The sequence below is a fragment of the Protofrankia sp. Cas4 genome (assembly GCF_963555915.1).
Lineage (GTDB): Bacteria > Actinomycetota > Actinomycetes > Frankiales > Frankiaceae > Protofrankia.
The window spans coordinates 1,522-25,285 of the sequence record NZ_CAUVXL010000135.1 but is presented as its reverse complement, the minus strand read 5'-3'; the positions used below and the strand labels follow the sequence as shown (position 1 = coordinate 25,285).

General features: G+C 67.7%; 22 protein-coding genes. 13 read left to right on the top strand and 9 right to left on the bottom strand.

Annotation, left to right across the window (positions count from 1 at the left end):
• The 3 genes from U9979_RS12725 to U9979_RS12715 form a co-directional block, all read right to left on the bottom strand.
• The coding region (locus U9979_RS12725) for an MMPL family transporter (RefSeq protein ID WP_322779553.1) at positions 1 to 1,338 on the bottom strand (1,338 nt) is incomplete at its 3' end.
• 438 nt (positions 1,339 to 1,776) lie between these two features.
• Complete coding sequence (locus U9979_RS12720; RefSeq protein ID WP_322779552.1) at positions 1,777 to 2,622, bottom strand: hypothetical protein; 846 nt, start codon at positions 2,620 to 2,622, stop codon at positions 1,777 to 1,779.
• Between the two features lie 110 nt (positions 2,623 to 2,732).
• Complete coding sequence (locus U9979_RS12715; protein ID WP_322779555.1) at positions 2,733 to 3,353, bottom strand: RNA polymerase sigma factor; 621 nt, start codon at positions 3,351 to 3,353, stop codon at positions 2,733 to 2,735.
• A 380-nt stretch (positions 3,354 to 3,733) separates the two neighbouring features.
• Between U9979_RS12715 and U9979_RS12710 the strand changes: the two genes are divergently transcribed.
• The 8 genes from U9979_RS12710 to U9979_RS12675 all read left to right on the top strand — a co-directional run bounded on the left by U9979_RS12710 (position 3,734) and on the right by U9979_RS12675 (position 12,211).
• A complete protein-coding gene (locus tag U9979_RS12710) occupies positions 3,734 to 4,957 on the top strand; it encodes a sensor histidine kinase (RefSeq protein WP_322779551.1) in 1,224 nt (407 codons plus the stop codon).
• 11 nt (positions 4,958 to 4,968) lie between these two features.
• Positions 4,969 to 5,619, top strand: a complete 651-nt coding sequence (locus U9979_RS12705; RefSeq protein WP_322779554.1) for a response regulator transcription factor — start codon at positions 4,969 to 4,971, stop codon at positions 5,617 to 5,619.
• Positions 5,620 to 5,795: 176 nt separating this feature from the next.
• On the top strand, positions 5,796 to 6,947 hold the full coding sequence (locus tag U9979_RS12700; RefSeq protein ID WP_322779550.1) for an ABC transporter ATP-binding protein: 1,152 nt from the start codon (positions 5,796 to 5,798) through the stop codon (positions 6,945 to 6,947).
• Positions 6,944 to 7,762, top strand: coding sequence for an ABC transporter (locus tag U9979_RS12695; protein ID WP_322779549.1), 819 nt, complete (start codon positions 6,944 to 6,946; stop codon positions 7,760 to 7,762). Before U9979_RS12700 ends, U9979_RS12695 begins: the two co-directional genes overlap by 4 nt.
• A gap of 73 nt (positions 7,763 to 7,835) precedes the next feature.
• Positions 7,836 to 8,039, top strand: a complete 204-nt coding sequence (locus tag U9979_RS12690) for a hypothetical protein (RefSeq protein WP_322748178.1) — start codon at positions 7,836 to 7,838, stop codon at positions 8,037 to 8,039.
• Positions 8,040 to 9,131: 1,092 nt separating this feature from the next.
• Entirely contained in the window at positions 9,132 to 10,367 is a 1,236-nt protein-coding gene (locus tag U9979_RS12685) for a cytochrome P450 (RefSeq protein ID WP_322779548.1), read from the top strand.
• 72 nt (positions 10,368 to 10,439) lie between these two features.
• Complete coding sequence (locus tag U9979_RS12680; RefSeq protein ID WP_322779547.1) at positions 10,440 to 11,678, top strand: cytochrome P450; 1,239 nt, start codon at positions 10,440 to 10,442, stop codon at positions 11,676 to 11,678.
• A gap of 38 nt (positions 11,679 to 11,716) precedes the next feature.
• A complete protein-coding gene (locus tag U9979_RS12675) occupies positions 11,717 to 12,211 on the top strand; it encodes an RNA methyltransferase (protein WP_322779546.1) in 495 nt (164 codons plus the stop codon).
• 35 nt (positions 12,212 to 12,246) lie between these two features.
• On the opposite strand, the gene U9979_RS12670 is transcribed toward U9979_RS12675, so the two are convergent.
• From U9979_RS12670 to U9979_RS12655, 4 genes are all read right to left on the bottom strand, one after another.
• On the bottom strand, positions 12,247 to 13,065 hold the full coding sequence (locus U9979_RS12670; protein ID WP_322748182.1) for an RNA pseudouridine synthase: 819 nt from the start codon (positions 13,063 to 13,065) through the stop codon (positions 12,247 to 12,249).
• Between the two features lie 6 nt (positions 13,066 to 13,071).
• Positions 13,072 to 14,016 (bottom strand): SDR family oxidoreductase, encoded by a 945-nt coding sequence (locus tag U9979_RS12665; RefSeq protein WP_322779545.1) that lies wholly within the window; start codon positions 14,014 to 14,016, stop codon positions 13,072 to 13,074.
• 107 nt (positions 14,017 to 14,123) lie between these two features.
• Positions 14,124 to 15,194 carry an amidohydrolase family protein gene (locus tag U9979_RS12660; protein WP_322779544.1) on the bottom strand — a complete coding sequence of 357 codons (1,071 nt, stop codon included), beginning with the start codon at positions 15,192 to 15,194 and terminating at the stop codon, positions 14,124 to 14,126.
• 107 nt (positions 15,195 to 15,301) lie between these two features.
• Positions 15,302 to 15,979 (bottom strand): TetR/AcrR family transcriptional regulator, encoded by a 678-nt coding sequence (locus tag U9979_RS12655; RefSeq protein ID WP_322748185.1) that lies wholly within the window; start codon positions 15,977 to 15,979, stop codon positions 15,302 to 15,304.
• Between the two features lie 303 nt (positions 15,980 to 16,282).
• On the opposite strand from U9979_RS12655, the gene U9979_RS12650 reads away from it, so the two are divergent.
• The 4 genes from U9979_RS12650 to U9979_RS12635 all read left to right on the top strand — a co-directional run bounded on the left by U9979_RS12650 (position 16,283) and on the right by U9979_RS12635 (position 20,694).
• A complete protein-coding gene (locus U9979_RS12650) occupies positions 16,283 to 16,921 on the top strand; it encodes a nitroreductase family protein (RefSeq protein ID WP_322779543.1) in 639 nt (212 codons plus the stop codon).
• 195 nt (positions 16,922 to 17,116) lie between these two features.
• Positions 17,117 to 18,478, top strand: a complete 1,362-nt coding sequence (locus U9979_RS12645; RefSeq protein WP_322779542.1) for a chloride channel protein — start codon at positions 17,117 to 17,119, stop codon at positions 18,476 to 18,478.
• 99 nt (positions 18,479 to 18,577) lie between these two features.
• Complete coding sequence (locus U9979_RS12640) at positions 18,578 to 19,342, top strand: SDR family oxidoreductase (RefSeq protein WP_322779541.1); 765 nt, start codon at positions 18,578 to 18,580, stop codon at positions 19,340 to 19,342.
• A 143-nt stretch (positions 19,343 to 19,485) separates the two neighbouring features.
• Positions 19,486 to 20,694 carry an acyl-CoA dehydrogenase family protein gene (locus U9979_RS12635; protein WP_322779540.1) on the top strand — a complete coding sequence of 403 codons (1,209 nt, stop codon included), beginning with the start codon at positions 19,486 to 19,488 and terminating at the stop codon, positions 20,692 to 20,694.
• A 70-nt stretch (positions 20,695 to 20,764) separates the two neighbouring features.
• On the opposite strand, the gene U9979_RS12630 is transcribed toward U9979_RS12635, so the two are convergent.
• Positions 20,765 to 21,541 (bottom strand): glucose 1-dehydrogenase, encoded by a 777-nt coding sequence (locus tag U9979_RS12630; RefSeq protein WP_322748190.1) that lies wholly within the window; start codon positions 21,539 to 21,541, stop codon positions 20,765 to 20,767.
• Between the two features lie 193 nt (positions 21,542 to 21,734).
• On the opposite strand from U9979_RS12630, the gene U9979_RS12625 reads away from it, so the two are divergent.
• Positions 21,735 to 22,802 (top strand): amidohydrolase family protein, encoded by a 1,068-nt coding sequence (locus U9979_RS12625; protein WP_322748191.1) that lies wholly within the window; start codon positions 21,735 to 21,737, stop codon positions 22,800 to 22,802.
• A gap of 161 nt (positions 22,803 to 22,963) precedes the next feature.
• Here the strand turns inward: U9979_RS12625 and U9979_RS12620 are convergent, their stop codons facing one another.
• Positions 22,964 to 23,671: an ABC transporter ATP-binding protein gene (locus U9979_RS12620; protein WP_322779539.1), complete on the bottom strand. Its 708-nt coding sequence runs from the start codon at positions 23,669 to 23,671 to the stop codon at positions 22,964 to 22,966.
• Positions 23,672 to 23,764: the final 93 nt, after the last annotated feature.

Here is a 23,764-nt window from a genome sequence, read left to right as displayed (position 1 = left end):
CGGCATACGAGATTCATGAGCGTCTCGTGGGCTCGGGGATGTGTATAAGAGACAGGGTCCGGCCAGCGCCATGAGCTGGCTGGTGGCCAGCCGGACTTCCGCGTCGGGAGGAAGCTGCTCCAGGGCACCGTTGCGGGTGTGGATGCTCAACAGCGGGCTTGCCGCAAGGAGCAGGACCGCGACGCCGGCAACGAGGAAGGCGGCGGGCCGACGCATGACCATCCCGGCCCAGCCCACCCAGAATCCGCCGTCACCATCGGTCAGTCGTTGCGGGACGTGTCGTTGCGGGACGCGTCGTCGCCGGATGCGTAGCGGGAAACGGATGCGTAGCCGTTCGATCCGGGGTCCGGCCAGGGCGAGCAGCGCGGGCAGCAGGGTGGTTGTGGCCAGGACCGCGACGCCGACGACGATGATCGCCCCGGCCGCCATGGAACGGATCGCGTTGACGTTGACGAACAGGAGGCTGGCCAGCGACACGATGACGGTCGCACCCGAGTAGACGACCGCCGTGCCGGCGCTCGCGAACGCGCCACGCAGTGCCTCACCGCCATCGCACCCGGCACGCAGTCGGGCCCGGTAGCTGGCAACCACGAACAGGCAGTAGTCGACGGCAACCCCGATCCCGACCATCGACGCGATGTTGGTCACGTAGATCGAGATCTCGAACGAGCCCGCGAGAAAATAGATCGCCGCTCCGGTCACGGCAACAGCGACCAGGCCCAGCGCTATCGGGGTCAGCGCGGCCAGCAGCGTCCCGAACGCGGCAAGAAGAATGAGAAGCATCAGCGGGAAGCTGACCGTCTCAGCCCGGACAACCTGCTTCCTGGAGACCTCCTGGAAATTCGACCACATCGCCGCCTCGCCGACCACCCGCGTCGACACGCCCGCGCGATCGGCGACCAGCGCCCGGCGGAGCTCGGCCGCGAAGTCGAAGATTCTTTCCTGTTCGACCGCGCGCAGGGGAACGAGTGCGGCGCGTCCACCGTCAAAGCGCTGGACCGGACCACCCGAAAGCAGCCTTGGATAGCGCCGGAGCTCGGTGGCAACCTCTTCCAGCCGGTCGTCGACAGCGGCGTTGTTCGTGCCCTGGACAAATACGGCGAGTGGTTCGCCCTCCCGGCCGGGAAACTCCTTCAGCCTCTCCATCGCCAGTGCGGACGAGCTGCCGGGAACGTCCCAGCCGCTGCCGGAGAGGCGGTGGGTCTGCATCGCGGCGAGCGGCACGGCGACAATGAAGAGCACGAGCCAGACTCCGATGAACAACAGCCTCCGACGTGCGACGAAACCGGCAAGAATACCGAGGAACCGCTCAATACGCCCAGACCGAGCGTTGTCCACGACTTTCCCCCTTTCGGCTGTCGTGACACCGACCACCGGGTCCGGGCGTGCAGAGCGGATTTCCGCACAAACGAGGATGCGACCGCCCAGCTTGCGGCACCCGTCCTCGGACGCTTGTGATTCCGCGTCCTGCCCCCCGGGGAGTCTGCCATCGCGGGCCGCGGTCCAACGTCACCCTCGACCGGCGTTTCACCGCCCGGTGGGTGTGACACCGGCACGGGCTTTGACGCTGAGAGAGTCGGGGCCTGGCCCTAGCGCATCCGGCCGGTGGCCGTACCCCACCGGCCGGATGTCGGGGCCTTGCCCGGTCACCGTCCCCCGGGCGAGGCCTCACCGCTGCGCCGCCCACCCACGGCCGACGGTGGCTCACGTCAGCCTGATGCGACCGTGCGCCTTCTGGATCATCGCCCGCATCGACCGATATCCACCGGACAGGCCCTAGTCGCCGTTCGCTGTCGCCGTGGCCGAAGCTTCCAGGGTCGTGCCCGGAGCCACGGTGACCGTGGCCTGCCCCGACGCGGGCTGGCTTCCCTCGGAGTCGTCAGCTGGGCTTTTTGTCTTCTTATCGGCGCCTTTGGTTGCGTGTCTCTGGCCGTGGCCAGCTGACTGGCTCTCGGGTTCCGCGGTTGGTGTCACTGTGCCGGTCGGGTTCGCGCTCTCCCCCGCGGCACGATCGTCGGCGAGTGCTGCCGCACAGTAGGTAGGGACCTGCCCCTTGCCTCCGGCGGCGGTGACCAGTGCGCTGAAAGCCGGGGTGTCGAGGGCCGTGCCGGGATTGTCAGCTGCACCGGCCGTGTAGGCGCGGCATAACCCCACCAGCGATGCCGAGACGGCTGGACTGGCGTTGCGCCCATGGCCGGATGACGTCGCCTCATGAGCCCAAGCCAATACGGAGGCGGAGGCGGAGGCGGACGTCGCCAGCTGCGCGGCAGGAGAGTCGCTCCCCCCTGGCGAGGGCAGGACAACCGTGCTGGCGACAACAGCAAAACCACCAACAGTAGTGGCTGCGACCACCACTGTGACGGCCTTGACCGTCAGGAGCTTCCCAACGCCGATGTTGATCGGCGAGTCGCGCCGAGGCTGGGTGGCGGGAGCCAGCCGTGCCTCCCGGAAGGCGGCAACAGCTGATTCCTCGCCGGCGAGCTCACCGACACGAGCCGAACCGGCCGCGGCCGCGAGCAGGTCTGCGAGGGAACCCGGACCGGCCTGCCGATTGACCGTGCCGCCGCGCAGCATCCGCTCTGCGTCGTCCCGGCCAATCTGACGGGGTCGGTGTGTGCTCATCTCATGTCCTTCAGCGTCAGAGCCTTCAGCGTCAGAGCCTTCAGCGTCGAATCCGTCAGCGTCGCAGCCTTCAGCGTCGCAGCCCCTGCTGACGCCAGACCCAAATAAGATCATTGTGACGGGAGTCGCGGGTGGCCCTGAGCGGTCCCGTCCACGACGCCATCCCCGGGCTGTCCGACCTGTTCGGCGAGGCGGCGTAGCCCGCGGTACGCCGCGGTGCGGACGGCACCTGCGCGTTTGCCCAGCACCCGCCCGGCGGTCTTCGCGTCCAGACCCATGACCACACGCAGCAGTACCGCCTCGGCCTGGTCCCGCGGCAGAGCTGCGATCATCTTGAGCGCCGCATCGGTGGACACCGCCTCGAGCGCACGTCCAGCGGTGTCGTCATCGGCCGCCATATCGACCATATGTTCGAACGGTGCGCCGAGCTGAGGGCGGCGCCGTTGCCGACGCAGGTGGTCCAGGGCGCGGTGGCGGGCGATCGTCGCGGCCCAGCCGCGGAACCCGTCGATGTCCCCCTGAAGGGACGGCAGGTCTCGGGCGATCTGCAACCACGCCTCGGATGCGACATCCTCCGCGTCCTCACCGACGAGTGCGCGCAGGTAGCGCAACAGCCCGGGCTGGACCGCCCGATAGATCATCCGAAACGCATCCTCGTCACCGCGTTGTGCCTCACTGACGGCGGCCGAGAGGTCCTCGGCCGCCGTCGGTGATCGCTCGACGCCCCCCAGTCGCTGATCGGCGTCCGCTGGTAACCGCTCGACCTCACGGCACGACTCCTGGCTCTGTCGGGGGGCACGCGCAGGGGCCGACGTAGAGCCGACAAACCATTGCCGTGGAAGGTCGATGCCGACGGTGCCGGCACCTCCGTCACTCGACTCCGCGCTCTGATCCACCAGCGACATAATGGGGCACGCCACATAGGACGTGCACAACACCCAGAACACCGATATCCGCTGGAAAGATCACGACTGTCGTGACGTGAGCGCAGCCATCCGCGCTGGCAGTAGGTGCCTGCCGTACGTCGAGACGAGCAGCCGTGCCTACGCCCGCGGACGGATGCCCGGGCGGTCCGGGTGCGGCTACCGTTGTCGGAATGGACGGTAAGCGGATGGTCACGATTGGCCTGTGGCTGTACGCCGATGTCCTACCGACCGCCGTCGCGGCGACGGTGCTCCTCGCCGCCTCGTCCGAGGCCGGGAAGGGTCAGGTGCCACCGCACCGATCGATCGATGCCGCCGGCTACGTCCTACTCGCGCTTGCCGCGGTCGGCCTGCTGTTGCGCCGCCACGCCCCGACGGCAATGTTGATGCTGGAGAGCCTGCTGGTCGGGGGATATCTGGCTGCCGGCTATCCGCACGGCCCGGTGTTCCTGACAGTGGCGGTGGCCGCCTACACGGTCGGGCTGCGGTTGGAGCCACGGGCGTCGGTTGTCGCCGCCGGCGTCGCAACCAGCCTCCTGGTCACCGGTAGCGCTGTCGCTGTCGCGTCGGATTACGCCGACGGCGGCTGGACGTATGTCTTCACCCTGACCGCCACCGTGGTTGTGGTTGGCGTTCCGGCTCTGATCGGCGCGCTGCTGCGCAAGGCCCGGCAGGCCGCGGCGCTGGCGGACGAAGAGGCGACCAGACGCCGGATCGACCAGGAACGGCTGCGGATGGCCCGCGAGGTGCACGACGTCGTCGGGCACAGTCTGTCCGTCATCTCCTTGCAGGCCGGGGTGGCGCTGCACGTACTCGACCGCCGACCCGAGCAGGCGCAGGTCTCGCTGGAGGCGATTCGCCGCACCAGCGTCGAGGCGCTCGAAGAGCTGCGAGCCACCCTCGCGCTCACCCGCGCCGAGCGAACGCCACTCACCGGTCTCGACCGTCTGCCCGGCCTGCTCACCGAGGTGCGCCTGGTGGGCCTACCGGTCGAGACCGTTGTCGAAGGCAACCTTGCCGCGCTGCCGGCCGAGGTCGACCTGGCTGCCTTCCGGGTTGTCCAGGAATCGCTGACGAACGTGCTCCGCCACGCCGGTCGGTCCCGGGTGCACGTAGAACTGCGGCTGACGGCCGGTCAGCTCACCGTCGACGTCACCGACACGCCCGAACCGTCGGACGTGCCTGCGCCATTGGATGCATCCGCCGGGCACCCTGCGCCCAGCGACGCACTCGACCAATCCGGCCACCGACGATCCGGCCACCGCCGATCCGGCCACGGCCTTGCCGGCCTGCGGGAACGCGCCGCCGAGCTCGGTGGCTCGGTCAGCGCCGGCCCGCGGCCCGGGGGCGGCTGGCAGGTACGGGCCGTCCTGCCGACGGTGACCACCGCGTTGAGCGGGGTCACGGTATGACCGGCGCGCAGCTGATCCGCGTACTGATCGCCGACGACCAGCCACTGATCAGATTGGGCCTGCGGGTACTCATCGAGACCGAGGACGACCTCGAGCTGGTAGGGGAGGCCGACGACGGGCGGGCCGCGCTCGACCTGGTCCGGCGCGCCCGACCGGACGTCGCCCTGCTCGACATCCGGATGCCCGTACTGGACGGCCTTTCCGCGCTGCGCGCCATCACCGAGGACCCGGATCTCGCCCACACCCGGGTCGTCATGGTCACGACCTTTGAGCTGGATGAGTACGTGTTCGAGGCGCTGCGCAGCGGGGCCTCGGGGTTCGTGCTCAAGGACGCCGCACCCGCCGACCTGCTGCGGGCGATCCGGGTGGTGGCCGCCGGCGAGTCATTGCTGTCACCGACGGTCACCCGGCGGGTGATCGAGGCCTTCGCCCGCCGACCCGTTCCCGCGTCCGCACCCGACCTGAGCAGCCTCACCGCTCGGGAACGGGAGGTTATGGGCCTGGTCGGGCGGGGGCTTTCGAACGAGGAGATCGCCGCCCAACTGGTCATCAGCCCGGCCACCGCCCGTACCCATGTAAGCCGGGTCATGGTCAAACTCGCCGCCCGGGACCGGGCACAGCTTGCCGTCCTGGCGAACCAGGCCGGGCTGGTCGACACCTGAACCAGCGTCCCCGGCGCACCAGCCCCCGAGTCGCCACGGCCCCGGGTCGCCACGGTTCCGGTCCACCGCGGCCCGCCTCTACGCAACCGGCCCATCCACATACGCACGGATGGGTAGGCCAAGTCACCCCGCTGAGCGGACGACACGACAGGCCTGGTCGGACGAGCGTGGACGGCATGACAACGACTCTCGACGGTTCCAGCGCCACTCCCGGCGCCCGTCCCGGCGCCCATCCCGGCGCTCTGCCTGCGAAGCCCGGTATCTCGCCGCCGACGCTCGCCAAGCCGCACCCGCCGGCGATCGACGTGCGCGGGCTCACCAAACGCTTCGGCCGCCGAACGGTCGTCGACGGCCTCGACATCACCGTTCCCACCGGAGTGGTCGCCGGCTTCGTCGGGCCGAACGGAGCGGGCAAAACGACAACCCTGCGGATGCTGCTCGGGCTCGTCCGCCCAACGGCTGGGAGCGGCACGATTCTCGGACATCCGCTCACCCGTCCAGCGGACTACCTGCCCAGGATCGGCGCCCTGATCGAAAGTCCGGCGCTGTACCCGGCGCTGTCCGGCGAACGCAACCTCGCGTCGCTGGCCGTCCTCGCGGGCCAGGATCCAGATCGTGTCCCGGACGTCCTGGACACGGTCGGGCTGGCCGGCCGGGGCGGCGATGCGTTCCGCACCTATTCACTGGGGATGAAGCAGCGCCTTGCGATCGCCGCCGCCCTGCTCTGCGATCCCGACCTGCTCGTCCTCGACGAACCGACCAATGGCCTCGATCCGTCCGGTATCCGCCAGATGCGGGATCTCGTCCGTTCGCTCGGCGGCGACGCCCGCGGCTCCGGCGCGGACCCTTCGGCCCATCCGCGCCGGACCGTGCTGATCTCATCCCATCTGCTCGCCGAGGTCGAGCAGATCTGCGACTGGATCATCGTCGTCGAGCGGGGCAGGTTGGCCTACCAGGGTCCGACGGACGGCCTGATGGCCGATGGAAGCCATCGTGTGACGTTGCGCCCGGAGCAGCCCGATCAGCTTGGCATGCTGGCCGATCTGGTCGCCGGCTTCGGCCTGCGGGTGACGCGCGACGACGACCACATCACCGTGCACATGGACGGGGTCGCGGCTGGCACGACGCACAGCACGGCGCACAGCACGGCGCACAGCGACCAGAACGCGGCGGCGAGGACGGCTCTGCTGGCCGAGCTGAACCGGGCGACGCTCGCCCGCGGCATCACCCTCGTCGAGATCGCGCAGCAGCGGGTGAGCCTTGAGGAGCGCTATCAGGGCCTCGTCGAGGCCACCACGAACAGCCAGGCTGGGGAGGAGACACGATGAACATCACCACCGCGGTGGCCCGCGCCTACCGGGCCGAAATGATCAAACTGCGCCGGCCGAGCACTCTTGCGGCGATGGGAGTGATCGGGGCGCTGAGCGTGCTGGCGACCGTGCTCGCGTACGCGCTCGCGCATGCGACCCCTGACCTCACCGTCACCGCGAGGGGCTCGGGCTTTCAGGTCATGCTGGCCCAGCTCGCCGCTCCGGCCGGGCCGACGCTGGGGTTCGTGGGCGGGACGACGTTCATCGGACTGCTGGTCTTCGTCGTGTTCACCGTAAGTATGACCAACGAATACGGTCAGGGAACCCTGCGCACGCTCTTCCTGCGGGAACCCCGCCGTCTGGGCTGGCTCGGTGGACGGCTGGGCGCCATGTTCTCGGCCCTTGCCGCCGCACTGCTCGTCGCACTGATGCTGAGCGTCGCCACGGCACTGCTCATGAGCCAGGTACGCGGTATCGACACATCACAGTGGTGGACGGGCGCAGCGCTGCGCGAAGCTGCCGACAACTACCTCAACGCCCTGGTGGGAACGGTGTTCTTCGCGCTGGTCGGGACCACGCTGGGCATCCTGCTGCGGTCCACCACCCTCGCCCTCGCGATCGGCATCGCCTGGATGTTCCCGGTCGAGCACATCGTCCAGGAGTCCTGGAGCGGCGCAACCGGGGTCTTCCCCGGTCTCGTGTTCGACGCGGTGGGACGAGGCGGGGTGGTCGACGTCTCGTACGGTTCCGCCCTGGCGGTCGGCACCGGGTACGCCCTGATTGCCGCCGTCCTCGGCGCGGTCAGCCTCGCCCGCCGCGACGTGACAGCCTGACTCCGCTGCAACTGGCAGAATACCCGCCAGCGGTTTCTTTCTTACCCGCACCGAGCGGCATGGAGGGCAAAACGTGGCATCGCTACAAACTTTGGAACGTCGGATCCTGGCCCTTGAAGCTCGCTTGGCGGAAATCGAAGGCGGCTATGGAGACACCCTCTACAAGCTTCACCGAGCGAGCATAAAATCTGAACTTCGCATGTCGAAAATTCTCGAACATCTGAAGATCGATGATGTGGCCGAAGGCGATGCCAACGATGCCCTCGACGAAACCTGATCGAATGTTCAGGAATCACCGGGCGGCTACAAACGGTATTTCATCCACAGCTGCGCAGCCGCGGTCATCTGCTTCTTCCAAGGTACGGGATCGTTCTGTGCGATCTCCTGCCACATTCGGCAGTTTGCTGCCGTGAATGCATCGATGGCCTCCAGATGTGCCCTGCCGTTGATCAGTATAGGGAGTAATCAGCGTGTCTCCCTTCGACGTGTTCGAATCCTAGGACGTTCCAGCCGCCGACCTCGACCTGCCAGAACATCCTGGGGCCGACCTGGAGGATATACGGATTGATCTCCGCTTCTCATTGCTGGGTACGGACCTGAGGATGATCGGATCGTACGCCTTTTACGAAGATCTTCTGCGTGGACGTACGTATGATCACAGCAATCCCGGAGTTGGCTCCACCCGCAACCGTTTTCACCTCCCGCACAGGCCCTGTATGCTCCTGGATGACGCTGCGGACGGTCCCAGGAAGGTCGTCCCAGTAAATACGTGGCATGGACACGTGTTCCCCCATACAGATAACACGCTGGGCCGCACCGACATACCCGCTATCGGAGCGGCCCAGCGTTCACCTGGCTTATATGGCTTCTGGCTAGTACGGATTGTCGTCGCCAGCATTGCAACTGCACTTCGATGATTCTACAAGCGCGTCCACGTCATCAATGAAGACGATCTCGTTGTCGGCGGGTCGGGAAACAATTTCCACAAAAACCGACGTCATGGCTTACCTCCCTTCAGTGCTGGCAGTACATGGACAGCGGAGCCTTCGCCTTGCGGTACAGTGCGGCCAGCGGCATACATGTGCCGCAGGTACCGCTCAGGGTGCAGCCGGAGCAGCCACCGCCGTGACAATTTTTCGATTGATCCATTCTGATTTCGAATGGCAGCTGCCCAGCCCCGGCCGACATCGTCGGAGTTGGTGGAAAATTCATCGCCGATTCATGGTGGGGCCAACCGTTCCGGCGGCAACTGCGCGACCATTCCCTCGCTCCCGAACGCGGTCCGCGATGCGTGCGGATCGTCGACGACGAATTCGCGTGGAAATCCTGACGACCTGTCATCGCCTCCGAACCTCGGAAAGGTCACGCCATGAATCCAGCCACAGTCGGGCCGCCGGTAGCCGACCCACCGACCGTGGTCTTCGATGGCTTCGACCCGGCACACCGCGCTGATCCCTACCCGCGCTACGCCGTGGTACGGGAGGCCACGGCGCTGTACCGCAGCGCACTCGGGCCACACCTGGTGACCCGGTACGCCGAGTGCGCCGCCGCGCTGTCGGAGCCGGCATGGAGCCATGCCGGCGAGGCGGAGCTCTTCCACCCGGACGTGGACCAGCACGAACTGCCGGCGTCCTTCCTGTGGATGGATCCCCCCGACCACACCCGGCTGCGCGGGCTGGTCAGCAAGGCGTTCACCGCCAGGCGGGTGCTGGACCTGCGCCCGCGGATCGCCCAGATCGTCGACGGACTGCTCGACGCGGCGCTGGCCGCCGGCGAGGTGGACGCGGTCGAGTCGCTGGCCTATCCGTTGCCGCTGACGGTCATCTGCGAACTGCTGGGCGTACCCGCGGCCGACCACGACCTCATCCACCGGTGTGCACCCGCACTGGCCCGCGGGTTCGACCCCGATCTGCTGCTGACCCAGCGGGAGCGGACGGCCAGGAGCGACGCCGCAGCCGAGCTGCTGGCCTACTTCGCCCACCTGATCGCCAGCAGGCGTGCGGAGCCCGCCGCCGACCTGGTCAGCGAGCTCGGTGCGGTACAGGAACGCGGCGACGTCCTCACCGCGCAGGAGATGCTCGCGACCTGCGTGACCTTGCTCGTGGCCGGACACGAGACCACGGTCAACCTGGTCGGCAACGGGTTGCTCGCCCTGCTGCGCCATCCCGGGCAGCTGGCTCTGCTGCGGGCCCGCCCGGAGCTCGCCGCGCCCGCCGTGGACGAGCTGCTGCGCCACGACTCACCGGTGCACATGACCACCCGGGTAGCCCGCCGCGGGCTCATGCTCGGCGGACAGGCCTTTGCCCCGGGTGAGGGCATCGTGCTCCTCATCGGATCCGCCAACCGGGACCCGCGGGCCTTCGATCGACCCGATGAGCTCGACCTCGCCCGCTACGCCGACGATGCCGGCACCGCCCGTCACCTCACGTTCAGTCTGGGTATCCACTACTGCCTCGGCGCACCGCTGGCGAGGTTGGAGATGGAGGTTCTGCTCACCGCGATCGTCCGCCGGGTGCGGCGGCTCCTGCCCGGCTCCACCGGGCCGACCTACAAGCCAAACCTGGTGCTGCGCGGCCTGGCCGGGCTGCCCGTCCAGGTGCGCTGACCGTCGTTATTCCGAGGACACCGCCGTTACTCCGAAGACACCGCCGTTACTCCCGAGGACGAGGAGAAGTAGATGACGAGCGCCCCGACCGCGGACAACCCGCTGGCAGTCTTCGGCCCGCAACACCGGGCAGACCCCTACCCGGTGTATCGGCGGATCCGGGAGGGCGGGGCGCTCCAGCCGATCGGCCCGACGCTGTGGCTCGCTCCCCGCTACCAGGAATGCGAAGCCGTGTTGGCGAACCCCGACTGGGGCCACGGTTACGACGACGGCATCAACCCGTTCCGGCCCGACATCGCGGCGGCGGACGTACCGGGGTCGTTTCTGGTACGCGACCCACCCGAACACACCCGGCTCCGGGCGCTGGTCAGCCGGGCGTTTTCAGCACGGACGGTCGCCGAACTGCGCGCCGGCGTGACTGCCACCGCCGATCGGCTCACCGCCGAGATGCTCCAGGCCAGCGGGACGGGCGGGACGGGCGAGGCCGACGTGATGACGTCCCTGGCGGATCCGCTGCCGCTGCACACCACAGCCGCTCTGCTCGGCATTGCCGTGCAGGAGACCGAACGGCTCCGTGGCCCGCTGCGGGCGATGTCCCGCGGCGTCGACCCGGATGTGTTCCTCTCCCCGGCCGACATCGCCGCCCGGGAGGCGGGCGAGCGGACGCTGGAGAGCACCTTCGCCGACCTCATCGAGCAGCGGCGGGCCACCCCGACAGACGATCTGCTCGGCATGATCGCGACGGCTGCGGGCACCGAGGGCCCAATCAACCGGGAACTGCTCTCCCTCGCCGCGCTGATGATCGTCGGTGGCTACGGCACCTCGGAAAGCATGATTGGCAACGCCGTGCTCGGCCTGCTCCGAAACCCCGACCAGCTCACGCTGCTACGCCGTCGCCCGGAGCTGGCGGAGTCGGCGGTCGAGGAGCTCGTGCGGTTCGAACCACCCGTCCAGTTCACCCATCGCGTGGCCCTGCGCGAGCTCACGGTCGGCGGCCAGGTCTTCCCGCGTGGCAGCGGTGTGATCGTCATGCTCGCCTGCGCCAACCGGGACCCGGCGGTGTTCGTCGAACCGGATCGGCTCGACATCACCCGCTACCACGGCCCGTCGCCGGCCCGGCGCCACCTGGCATTCAGCCTTGGCGTCCATTTCTGCATCGGCGCCGTCCTCGGGCGGATGCAGGTCGAGGCCGCCATCATGGCGCTGCTCCGGGCGACCGGCGAACTCACGCTGGCCGCCGAACCTCGCTACCGCGCCAATGTCGCGATCCGGACGTTGGACACGTTGCCGGTCAGGCTGCGCACGGCCTGACCGCCTACCGCCTACCGCCAACCCGTATCATCGACGGCATGTTCGAACAGGTTCGACATCGCCCGCCGGCGCTGCTAGATCGGCCGAGGGAAATTGTTGTCGCCTGCGCTCCAACCCGTAGCCATGTGAACATGGCCAGTATAGTCCGTACTGCAGGTTGTTGTGCAGTCAAAAAGGTAATCGTCTGCGGGAATGCTCGTATCGATCCGAAAATTACCCGGGACAGTACGGAGCAGACCCCGATCGAGCACCGCCGCACGCTGAGCCCGGTGTTGAGAACTCTCGCACAGGACGGCTACGCACTCGTGGGCCTCGAACAGACGACCAACTCGGTGAATCTGCACGAGTTTCAGTTTTCGCGTAAGACGGCGCTGGTGATCGGCAACGAACGACTTGGCCTCAGCGAGGAAGAACTGGCGCTCATGGGTGCATGCGTGGAGATTCCCGTGTGGGGCCTGCCGCACAGCTATAACGTCTCGGTGGCCACCGCCATGGCCTTGTACGAATACTGCCGGCAATATCCAGCCGGTTGACCGTTGACGGCCGTGCACCTGATAAGCATGATCAATCAGCCGCTGACGGGTAGCCGCCGGTCTCGTCGTGAACTTCCCTTGAGGATGGCATCGGCCGCATCCAGAAGTTCGTCGGGAGAACGGGGTGCCAAACCCCGGACAACAGGTTCCCAGAAGTCGGTACCAGGTTTGGCTTCAACCTCGACCCGCTGCGGCCGGGGCGCTGCCGTCTCAAAAGCGATCCGCAATGAATGAAGATGGGTACGCGGTGTCGGTGCGTCGGTCTTCTTGCTGAACAAGGGGTCGCCGACAATGGCGTGGCCGACCCAGGCGAGGTGGACGCGGATCTGGTGCCTGCGGCCGGTCACGGGCATCGCAAGGACCACGACATGCTGGTCGTCATCCCAGAGGTTCACGAAGTCGGTACGTGACGGGTAGTTCTTACGTGACAGCAGGTTGGCGGCCTTGACATACCACGTGCCGACCGCTGGATCATGCTCGATATGCTGCCGTTCTGCTGCTACTCGAATCCTGCCGCTGCCAGCGGTCAGCAGCGGCAGGTCGATGGTGCCCCGGTCAGGAAAGTGGCCAGGCTGGCATATCGCCAGGTATGCCTTGGCCACGGTTTGCTTCACGAACTGGCGAGTGAGCGCGCCATGGGATTTCTGCGTCTTGGCGAGCACCACCGCGCCCGAGGTCACCTTGTCGATTCGGTTTACCCACCACAGGAGCTCACCGGCGTCGGCAGCCATCGTGACGAGGTCTGTGTCGTGGCGTTCACCCATGACGGACAGCCCAGGTGGCTTGTTGACCACGAGAGCGAAGTCGTCCTCCCAGAGAACGATCCGCTCTCGGAGCCCACTCCAGTCCGCCACTAGTGTTTACCGCGCACCGGCAGCACCGGCCGCACCGGCGGATGCTTCGTACCCTGGGATGACCAGCGGCGGGACGCCCGGCGAACCACCGGCGAACAGCTCCGCCCGGGCACTCACAAGATCTTCAACGGTCCAGCGCGCGTCCCGTTCGACCCGACCCACCTCGTGCCACGGCCCGATCCAGATCACCTGGCCACCGCCCACGCAGAAGACCTGCCCGTTGACGTCGGACGCGTGCGGACTGGCCAGAAAGGCGACCAGCGGCGCAATGTTCGCCGGCGAAAGCTCGTCGAAACCGTCCTCCACCTCCTGTGTCATACCGATCGTCGCGGTCAGCCGCGTCCGCGCCCGTGGTGCGATCGCGTTGACGGTCACGCCGAAGCGTTCCAGCTCGCGGGCCAGGACGAGGGTCATCGACGCGATCCCCGTCTTCGCCGCGGCGTACGAGGACTGCCCGGGGTTGCTGAACAGGCCCGAGTCGCTGGTCGTGTTGATGATCCGCCCGTAGGTGGGCTGGCCTGCCTTCGAACGTCCGCGCCAGTAGGCGGCGGCAAACCGTGACGGCGCGAAGTGACCCTTGAGATGGACGCGGATCACCGCGTCCCAGTCCTCCTCAGTGACGTTGAAACTCATCCCGTCACGCAGGATCCCGGCATTGTTGACCAACACGTTCAGGTCGCCATAGGTGTCGACCGCCTGCTGGACGAGCCGCTGGGCACCGGCCCAGTCCGCGACGTCGTCCCCGTTGACAACCGCTTCGCCGCCTGCGTCACGGATCAACTGCGCGGTCTCCTGAGCCGGTGTCGCATCCGCTCCGAGCCCGGTGCGGTCGCCACCAAGATCGTTGACAACGACCCGGGCGCCCTCGGCCGCGAGCCACCGGGCCTCCTCCCGTCCGATGCCCCGGCCCGCCCCGGTAACGATGGCCACCTTGCCGTCCAGTGAACTCATTGCGCCCCCTTCCCTCGACCCCTGTCCGAATACAGTGAACATAGTTCAATATTTCTCTCGGACAAGTGGGTGCGATCGCGGATCGAACGCCGTCATTCAGCGGCCCCCTAGACGGTCACGGGCGGCTCGGCTACCCCGAACACCTCGTTGAAGCAGTCGATGGTGATACGACGTCGCACGTCCTGCGCCACGTCGTCGAACAGCTCGTGCAGCACCTTCTGGGTATTCGGGAAGGTCCCCTCCAGATGTGGGTAGTCACTGCCCCACATGACGTTGCGGAAACCCAGCGCGGTCGCCGTACCGATGGCGCTGGGATCATGCTGGAAGGATGCGTAGACCTGGCTGTAGATGATCTCGCTGGGTCGCCGCGACAGCTTGGGGCGAACGAACATGTCGTGCTGGCGGTAGGCCTCGTCCATCCGGTCGGCGAGCGCCGGGACGAACGTGGCACCGCTTTCAGCCATCACGATCCGCAGGCCGGGGTAGCGATCCAGCACACCGGATGCCACGAGATGGGCAACGGTGCGCTGGGCCGGGTAGAAGGTCTCCACGTAGTTGATGACGGCGCCACCCGGGCCCCGGGCCACCTTCTGTTCGGCACCGGTGCCGATATGGAAGCAGATCGGGATGTCGGCCTCGGCCGCGGCCGCCCACAGCGGCTCCCAGACCTCGTTGTTGAAGTCGCGGCCTTCCGGCGGGGTCGCCGGCAGGAACACCGCCCGGTAACCGGCCGACACGGCGCGCGCCAGCTCGGCGACGGCATCGTCGGTGTCAAGCACCGAGACCACGGCTACTCCCACGAAACGCGGCGAGACGCCCATGACCTCCGACAGGCACCAGTCGTTGTAGGCCTTCCCGCACTCGCGGGCCAACTCCCGATCAGTCATGATCGTCGTCCAAAGCGCCCGGGACGGGAAGACGACCTCGGCCCAGACCCCCTGCTCGTCGAGGTCTTCCAGCCGGATGCGAGGGTCCTCCGCGCCGGGCGGCCGCATCGCGTCGGAGAACGCGATCGGATCGCGGCGGATGATCTGCCCGTCGACGTAGACGGTCTCCCTGCCATCCGCCCGCTCGGCGCGTGGAGCACGGTCCGCGAGCCGCTTCGGGAGGGCGTCCCTCCACAGATCGTGCGGCTCAAGCACGTGCGAGTCCGCCGAGTTGACCCAGATCTTCGCCATGTGTGACTCCCCGCCACTCGGTATAACGACTTTATCTTGTATACCTCAATTCGAGCGGAGTGTCGCCTCTGCCGCAGGCCCCCCGGCAAGGGGGATGACGGGCCCCGTCAGGATGGTGACGGGGACGCGGGGGTCACGCCGGCGGCTCGCGCCCGGGTCTCGGCGAGCCGGTTGCGCAGGCCGCTGATCACGGTGTCCAGGCCGTACTCCCGAAAGTCACGCCCATGCAGGTTGACCTGGGCGGGACCGACCAGGTCCAGCGCGGGGAAACCAGCGGCCACCGGCGCCCGGCTACGAGGTGCTCGCCGTCCCCGCATCGCCGCCTCCACGTTGAAACGGCCGTACATAAACGTGTGGACCGTTGCATAGGCGAGCCCGGCTTCGGTCTCGTCAAACCCGGCGTCCAACAGGAACGACAGGGAGGCCTCCATCAGTCGGCGGCCATTGGGCGGCAGGCCCGGTGTGTCGGCCAGCCGCGCGGCAACACCGGGATAACGGTCCAGGGCATCCGCGACGGCCAGCGACAACGTCCGCAGGCGCTGCTCCCAGGAGCCCTGGTCGGGTACCCGCACCTGCGCAAGCACAGCGTCCACAACAAGATCTACCAGAGTCTGCTTGTCGCGGACGTGGTGATAGAGCGCCATCGGGGTGGTGCCGAAATGGCCGGCGACGGTCCGCATGGTCAGGCCGTCCAGGCCGAGCTCCCGAGCGAGATCCAACGCCACCGACACGATCTCGTCGAGGCCGAGCGCGGGCAGCCGCTCGCGGGGTTCTGTCGGCGTCATCGCCACTACACCTCCAGCTCCCGTCGGGACGATTGATCCCAGTTCACCAGGACGACCTCGCGAGAACTACCCGAAGACGGCGTCCTCGTCACGAATCATCCTGGGAGTCTAGAAGACCACGCCCCCGTCGAGCCGAAGGGTCGTCGCGTTGACGAAGTCCGCATCCGGCCCGGCCAGGAAGGCGACCGCGGCAGCGACGGTCATCCCCCCACGCGTGCGCGAAACAGGTGCCGCCGCCGACCGGGGACAAACAGTGTCGGCATGCGCCGACCCGACATCAGGAGAAAGATCAACATGTAACTCTTGGATCTCACTGCGGATGAGCTGCTGAGCACCACCCGCAGCGTGCGCAGACGACTCGATCTGGAACGGCCCGTCGAACCGGAGGTGATCGACGAGTGCCTGCGGATAGCTCTGCAGGCACCGACCGGGTCCAATGCGCAGAACTGGCACTGGGTAGTGATCACCGATCAGGGCCTGCGGACCGCCATCGCCGAGTACTACCGCACATCGTTCACGGCCTACATCACGACGTCCCGGCGGGCGATCGCCACGATCACCGATCCCGACCGTCAGGCATCCCAGCTACGGGTGGCCTCCTCCGCCCAGTACCTCGCCGACAACCTCCACCGGGTACCGGTCTTCGTGCTCGGCTGCCTGGAGGGTGACCCGCAGGGGTACCCGGCATGGCAACTGCCGGCATACTGGGGCTCGCTGCTGCCAGCCGCCTGGAGCTTCATGCTGGCCGCGCGCGCCCGCGGCCTGGGGACGTCCCTGACCACGGTGCACCTGCGTTACGCCGCCGAGGTCGGCGAACTGCTCGGCATCCCGGCGAACGTGAGCCAGGGTGTACTCATACCGGTCGCCTACACTGTGGGCACCGACTTCAAGCCCGCACCGAGGCCACCGCTGGAGACGGTCGTCCACCGCGACCGGTGGTAGGCGGCCGGGAGCAGACGGGACCGGGTGCAGACGGGACCGACAGTGGGTCCGGTCCGCCGGTCGGCGGTTGTCGGGGAGCGGTCCAGGGAACAAGCCATCGGGTGTGGTCTGGTCACTCGCCGTTGACGCACCAGGGGATCCCTGCCGCCGCTCCCCTCAAGCCGCGCGCGGCCGGCAGTCCGGAGATGGTCGACGATGACGACCGTTCGGCGCGACAGCTCCGACCAGAATGTCAGCGTTCACAAACAGACGACCCCGACCGACCCGCCGGCGAACGATCCGCTGGCCCCGCTGCGGGACCGCCGTTACCTCGGATTGCTCGCTCTCGCCGGGATCCTCGGCGTACCGATCTCGGCCGTGGCATACGGCTTCCTCAAACTGGTCTCCACCACGCAGAAATGGATCTTCACAGACCTTCCTGTCACGCTGGGCTTTCGTGCGCAGCCACTGTGGTGGCCGGTACCCACGCTCGCGGTGGCGGGCATCCTGGTCGCGCTTGCCATCCGATATCTGCCCGGAACGGGCGGTGCGTCACCAGCCGACGGATTCACAACACATGGCGCACCCGCACCCGCTGAACTGCCGGGCATCGCGATCGCCGCGCTGGCGACCCTGTGCTTCGGCGCGGTACTCGGGCCTGAAGCGCCGCTCATCGCTATCGGTGGTGGGCTGGCAGCGTATGCGGTGCGGCTGGCCAGACGCGACCCGCCCGCACGAGTCAGCGCGGTGCTGGCCGCGGCCGGCGGCTTCGCGGCCATCAGCACCCTGTTGGGCTCGCCGCTGATCGCGGCCTTCCTGCTGATGGAAGCGGTGGGGCTGGCCGGAGCGACGCTCGAGCTGGTACTGCTGCCCGGTCTGCTCGCCGCCGGGATCGGCAGCCTGATCTTCATTGGCCTGGGTTCCTGGACCGGCTTCGGAACCTTCTCACTGGCGATTCCCAACCTTCCCCCGGTCGGCCAACCGAACGTCGCCGAATTCGGGTGGGCACTGGTCATCGGGGTCGCCGCAGCTCTGATCGGATCGGCCATCCGACTGCTCGGCCTGCGGATGCGGTCCCCGGTGGAACGGCGCCTGCTGTGGGCGACCCCGCTGGTGGGCCTGATCATCGCAGGTCTGGCGATCGCGTATGCGCAGGGCAGCGGGCGGGACACCGCCGAGGTGCTGTTCTCGGGGCAGGACGCGCTGGGACCGCTCATCGCCCACGGCGCGGGCTACTCGCTGGGAGCGCTGCTGCTGCTCCTGGCCTGCAAGGGCCTCGCCTACGGCGCGTCGTTGAGCAGCTTCCGGGGCGGACCCGTCTTCCCGGCGATGTTCCTGGGCGCGGTGGGCGGCATCGCCATGTCTCACCTGCCCGGCCTGCCGCTGGTGGCGGGTGCGGCCATGGGCATCGGGGCGATGAGCGCGGCGATGCTCAAGCTTCCGATGACCTCGGTCCTGATGGCCACCCTGCTGCTGTTGACCGACGGCCTGGCCACCATGCCGTTGGTCATCGTGGCGGTGGCGGTGGCGTATGTGACGACCGTGCGGCTGACCCCGGCGCGGGTCGGTTCGACATGATAGCCCGCTTGCGGAAAATCAGTTATCTTATCTATCACTTCAGGGCACGAGTGCCCGACACGTGGGATGGACGGTACGGCCCGACATCGGAGGCACTGCATGGCATCGGAGTTCGGTGGGCGGGTCGCCCTGGTGACGGCGGCGGCGGGACAGGGCATCGGCCAGGCGACGGCCAGGCGACTCGCCGCCGGTGGCGCCCGGGTCGTCGTCACCGACATCCACGAGCGACGGACCCACGCGGTCACCGCCGCGATCGCCGCCGACTATCCGGACACCACCGTGGTCGGATACCCGATGGACGCCGGTGACCGTGACCAGATCGACAAGGTCGTCACCGAGGTGACGGGCACCCTCGGCCCGGTGCAGATCCTGGTCAACAACGCCGCCGTGAACGTGCTCGGCGGCATCTTCGACTACGATCCGGCCGCCTGGGACCGCGTCCTGCGAGTGAATCTGACCGGCCCCTGGTACCTGTGCCGGGTGACCATGCCGCTGATGCGCGAGGCCGGCGGCGGCGTCATCGTCAACATCGGCAGCTATGCCCCGGACGTCGGCGGTAACGGCATTGAGTCACCGTACGCGGTCACCAAGGGCGGTCTCAACGTGCTCACCCGCAGTTGCGCGCACGAGGGCGGCCCGCACGGCATCCGGGCGGTCACGGTATCGATGGGCCTGGTAAAGGGGACCAAGTTCGTCGACGACCATCCCGAGCTGGCGGACATCCCCGGCGCTCTGGGAGTGCTCGCAGACCTCACGACCGCGGACGAGATCGCCGAGACGGTGGCCTTCCTCGCCTCCGACCGCGCCCGCCACATCACCGGCGAGATCGTCAACGTGTCCGGGGGCGCCTACATGCGCGCCTGAGCGGTCGTGGACTCTCTCAGCTCTCCTATCAGCCTCGAATCATATAAAAAATCATACTGATACGATGAATCTAGGCCGCCCGACCGCGGCGGCCACCAGATCGCGCTGCGGACGGTGACGTCCGGCTGAAAGGGATCACGCCGATGACGCTGCAGACAGCGGAAGCCTCATCGCTCGAGACCGTCGACGCGGCCGTCGACCGCCTGCTCGCCGAGTACCCGCCGGCGTCCACGCCACCGGCGGGGTTCCTGGGTGCGCAGTACGACGCGGGCCTGGCCTGGGTCTCGTTCCCGGTCGGCCTGGGCGGCCTGGGCCTCGGCGTCGGCCTGCAGAAACACATCACCGCCCGGATCACCGCCGCCGGCGGCCCCAGCGGCTTCTTCCGCAACCCGCTGGGATACGGGATGGGCGGACCAACCGTGCTGGCGCACGGAACGGACGAGCAGCAGCAACGGTATCTGCGCCCGCTGTTCACCGGCGAGGAAGTCTGGTGCCAGCTGTTCAGCGAGCCCAACGCAGGCTCGGACCTGGCCTCGCTGGCCACCGTCGCCGTCCCCGACGGGGATGACTGGGTGATCAACGGGCAGAAGGTGTGGACCTCCTGGGGGCACGTCGCGCGCTGGGGCATGCTGGTCGTCCGTACCGACCCGTCGGTCATCAAACACCGCGGCCTGACCTTCTTCCTGTGCGACATGACAGCCCCCGGTGTCGAGGTGCGGCCGCTGCGGCAGATGACCGGCGACGCCGAGTTCAACGAGGTCTACCTCACCGACGTCCGGCTCTCGGATGCAACGCGCATCGGTGCGGTCGGCCAGGGTTGGGGGGTGGCGCTGACCACGCTCAACAACGAGCGCTACATGCTCAGCGACGGGCTCTCGGCGCGGCCGGCGATCGATGCGGCGATCCGACTGTGGCGGGAGCGGGCCGACACATCCTCGGCGCAGGCGCAGGTGCTGCGTGACCGGCTGCTCGACCTGTGGGTGCAGATCGAGGTCACCCGGCTCACCGTCCTACGCAGCGACACCGACCGCGAACGCGGCGGGACCGGCCCGCAGGGCGCCGTCGCGAAGCTCGCCACAGCACAGTTGAACAAGCAGGCGACCGACCTCTGCGTGGACCTGCTAGGCGCGGCAGGCATGATCTACGGTTCCTACGCCACCCGCGACTTCAACATCGAGGACGCCCCCGACCATGGCAGCCCGGTCCGCGCCTTCCTGCGCGCCCGCGCCAACACGATCGAGGGCGGCACCTCGGAGATCCTGCGTACCACCCTCGGCGAACGGGTGCTCGGGCTGCCCGGAGACATCCGGGTCGACAAGAGCCTGCCCTGGAGCGAGGTTCGCCGTTCGTGACCGGATCGGCGGATGGTCCGGATGTCGGATGTTCGAAACTCCGACATCCGACATCCGACACCCGGGTTTCTCAGTCGGGATGGGCGAACTCACCCGGCGCCAGCACCGAACCGCCGTCCACATCGATCACCTGGCCGGTGACCCAGGATGCGTCTGCGGACAGCAGGAACGCGACGACCGAGGCTATGTCCTCCGGTTCACCGAGCCGACGCAGCGGGACCACCCCCGACTGAATGTCCTCCTTGCCCTCCCAGACGAACCGCGAGCCGTCGGTCTTCACCAGGCCGGGGGCGATCGCGTTCACCCGGATGCCTTCCGGGCCGAGATCGAGTGCCAGATCGCGGGTGAGCGCCTCCAGCGCGGCCTTGCCCGCGGTGTACACGGCGGCGTAGGGGACGAGCTTGCGGATGCTGATGGCAGACACGTTGACGACCGCTCCGCCACCGTCCGCCAGGCCCGCCTTCATCGCCTCCTGGATCATCCCGACCGTGATCCAGGAGTTACCGACGACATCACGGGCGAAGCTGTCGCGATCGGCCAGGTGCGGGCGGCCCAGGTAGGTGCTCAACCCCAGGTTGTTCACCAGGAAGTCGATCCGGCCGAACGTCTGGGTGGCAGCGGCGACCAGCAGCGCGGCCGATTGCGGCTCAGCGGCGTCCGCGACGACCGCATCCACGCTCAACCCGGCGGCCTCGAACTCCGTGCGGGCACTCTCAAGATCATTTTTATTACGGGCGTTGAGGACGACACCGGCGCCTTCCGTCGCCAACCGCCAGGCGATCGCCCGCCCGATCCCCCGTGATGACCCGGTGACGATTGCCACCCGTCCGCTGAAACGTCCAGCCACAGCCGTTCCCCCGCTCCCCCGAGTCCGTTGTGTACGCGTTTGTGTACGCGGGACTTTACGGCAACATCCACTTGACAAACGAGCAATGAAATAATATCACTAATTTTAAGAATTAATGCAGTCTCCGAGGGCGGTCGGCCAGCCCTGAAGGGCACTCCCGCCGACGGGACACGGGCAGGAATGAGGAGTCGGCATGGATAAGATCTGGGTGAACTCGGGAGATTCGCACCTGTTGGAGCCGGCCGACCTGTGGACGTCGAGGCTGCCGGCGCACCTGGCGGACCGCGCTCCACGTAGCGAGCGGGGCGACCGGCACGAGACCATCTACGTCGACAACGTGATTCAGCGGCGGGCGCTCAACGACTTCCTGGACTCCTTCCGTCCCCCGGGCGCCTACGACCTCACGCTCCGGCTTCAGGACATGGACGCCGAAGGCATCTGGGGGCAGCTCGTCTTCCCGTCAATGGGCTTTTGGACCGTGCTGATCACCGACCGTGAGCTCGCCGCCGCGTCCGTACGGGCGTACAACGACTGGTGCCGCGAAGAGATCATGAATGGTTCACCGCGCATCGTCGGCGCAGCCATCCTGTCGATGGCCTCGACTGAAGACGCCGTGGCCGAGATCGAGCGGGTCGCCGGGATGGGCTTCCAGTGTGTGTTCCTGCCCACCGTGGTCGCCGACGGGAAGGAATATGCCCAGGACCACTGGGAGCCGGTGTGGGCGGCCGCCGAAGCGGCGAACCTCACGATCGCCTTCCACATCGGCACGGGCTCGGACGCCAAGGCGTTCCGCGGCCCCGGAGCGGCTGTCATCAACTACGTCGAGACGACGTTCCCGGGCATGCGGGTCGTCACCCACCTGGTCGCCGCCGGCGTGCTCGACCGCCACCCGCGACTGCGGATCCTGATCGCCGAGGGTGGGGCGTCATGGGTGCCGGCCCTCGCCGACCGGATGGACGAGGGCTACCGCCAACACGGCAACTGGGCGCTGCCCAAGCTCTCGGCGCTGCCGAGCGAACTGATCTACCGGCAGGTCTACACCTCCTTCCAGCACGACGTGAGCGCCGTCCCCGCGGTGACCGCGATGGGCTACCGCAATGTCATGTGGGGTGACGACTACCCCCACCTCGAAGGCACCTACGGCCACACCCAGAAGACGTTGCGCGAGCTGTTCCAGGACGTTCCGGACGAGGTGCGCCACACCATCACCCTGGACACCTTCCGCAAGCTGTTCACCGTGCCGGACCGGGTCGAGGCCTGAGGAACACACCCGACTTCGGGCACCTGAGCACCTGAGCACCTGAGCACCTGAGCACCTGAGCACCTGAGCACCTGAGCACCTGAGCACCTGAGCAACGAGGAGAACCCCTGACTGCGGCGCTGCAGTCAGGGGTTCTCCTCGTTCGACGCCTGGCCGCGAGGTCAGACGCCTGCCTGGGCCAGCGGTGCACCGGACAGGTAGGACTGGGTGATGTCGTCCAGGCGTCCACGCAGGTCCTGCGCGGTGCCGCTGAGAACGATCCGGCCACGGCTCATCACATAGGCCCGGTCTGCGAACTCAAGAGCCTTCGCGATGTGCTGCTCGACGAGGAGGACCCCCACGCCGCCGTCCGCGGCGTCGCGGACGGCGCGCAGCAACCGCGTGACGACCAGCGGCGCCAACCCGAGCGAGAGCTCGTCGGCCAACAACAGGCTCGGGCGGCGACCCAGCGCCCGGGCCAGGGCCAACATCTGCTGCTGACCGCCGGACAGCAGCCCCACCCGGGTCTTGCGGAACGTCTCAAGCTCCGGGAACAGCTCGAGTGCGAGCGCCGGGTCGCTCCCGCTGACCCGCAGGTTCTCATCGACGTTCAAGCTCATGAACACCGACCGTTCCTCGGTGACAAGACCGAGGCCCGCGCGTGCGCGGCGGTGCAGCGGAGCCTTCGTCACCTGCCCGCCGACCCTGACCTCCCCGCCTAGGATCGGCAGCTCACCACACAGCGTGAGCAGTGTAGTGGTCTTGCCCGCGCCGTTAGGGCCGAGCAATGCGACAACCTCTCCCGGCTCCACGCGCAGGTCGAGGTCGCGCACGACCGCGAGCGAACCGTAACCGGCAGCCAGTCCTATCGCTTCGATCAACGCTGTCATCGTGTGCTCCTCAGCCGGACCTCGAGCGGCGCGCTCATCGAACTTTCGCGATCATACTTTTTCGGATGGAACCAGCTCGTCGGCTCCATCCGG

Bases quoted from the DNA above. Each gene is read 5' to 3' on its own strand.
- U9979_RS12695 (WP_322779549.1), top strand. From the start codon at position 6,944: ATGAACATCACCACCGCGGTGGCCCGCGCCTACCGGGCCGAAATGATC.
- U9979_RS12700 (WP_322779550.1), top strand. From the start codon at position 5,796: ATGACAACGACTCTCGACGGTTCCAGCGCCACTCCCGGCGCCCGTCCC.
- U9979_RS12665 (WP_322779545.1), bottom strand. From the start codon at position 14,016: ATGAGTTCACTGGACGGCAAGGTGGCCATCGTTACCGGGGCGGGCCGG.
- U9979_RS12655 (WP_322748185.1), bottom strand. From the start codon at position 15,979: ATGACGCCGACAGAACCCCGCGAGCGGCTGCCCGCGCTCGGCCTCGAC.
- U9979_RS12680 (WP_322779547.1), top strand. From the start codon at position 10,440: ATGACGAGCGCCCCGACCGCGGACAACCCGCTGGCAGTCTTCGGCCCG.
- U9979_RS12685 (WP_322779548.1), top strand. From the start codon at position 9,132: ATGAATCCAGCCACAGTCGGGCCGCCGGTAGCCGACCCACCGACCGTG.
- U9979_RS12660 (WP_322779544.1), bottom strand. From the start codon at position 15,194: ATGGCGAAGATCTGGGTCAACTCGGCGGACTCGCACGTGCTTGAGCCG.
- U9979_RS12625 (WP_322748191.1), top strand. From the start codon at position 21,735: ATGGATAAGATCTGGGTGAACTCGGGAGATTCGCACCTGTTGGAGCCG.
- U9979_RS12635 (WP_322779540.1), top strand. From the start codon at position 19,486: ATGACGCTGCAGACAGCGGAAGCCTCATCGCTCGAGACCGTCGACGCG.
- U9979_RS12675 (WP_322779546.1), top strand. From the start codon at position 11,717: ATGTTCGAACAGGTTCGACATCGCCCGCCGGCGCTGCTAGATCGGCCG.
- U9979_RS12645 (WP_322779542.1), top strand. From the start codon at position 17,117: ATGACGACCGTTCGGCGCGACAGCTCCGACCAGAATGTCAGCGTTCAC.
- U9979_RS12640 (WP_322779541.1), top strand. From the start codon at position 18,578: ATGGCATCGGAGTTCGGTGGGCGGGTCGCCCTGGTGACGGCGGCGGCG.
- U9979_RS12720 (WP_322779552.1), bottom strand. From the start codon at position 2,622: ATGAGCACACACCGACCCCGTCAGATTGGCCGGGACGACGCAGAGCGG.
- U9979_RS12620 (WP_322779539.1), bottom strand. From the start codon at position 23,671: ATGACAGCGTTGATCGAAGCGATAGGACTGGCTGCCGGTTACGGTTCG.
- U9979_RS12710 (WP_322779551.1), top strand. From the start codon at position 3,734: ATGGTCACGATTGGCCTGTGGCTGTACGCCGATGTCCTACCGACCGCC.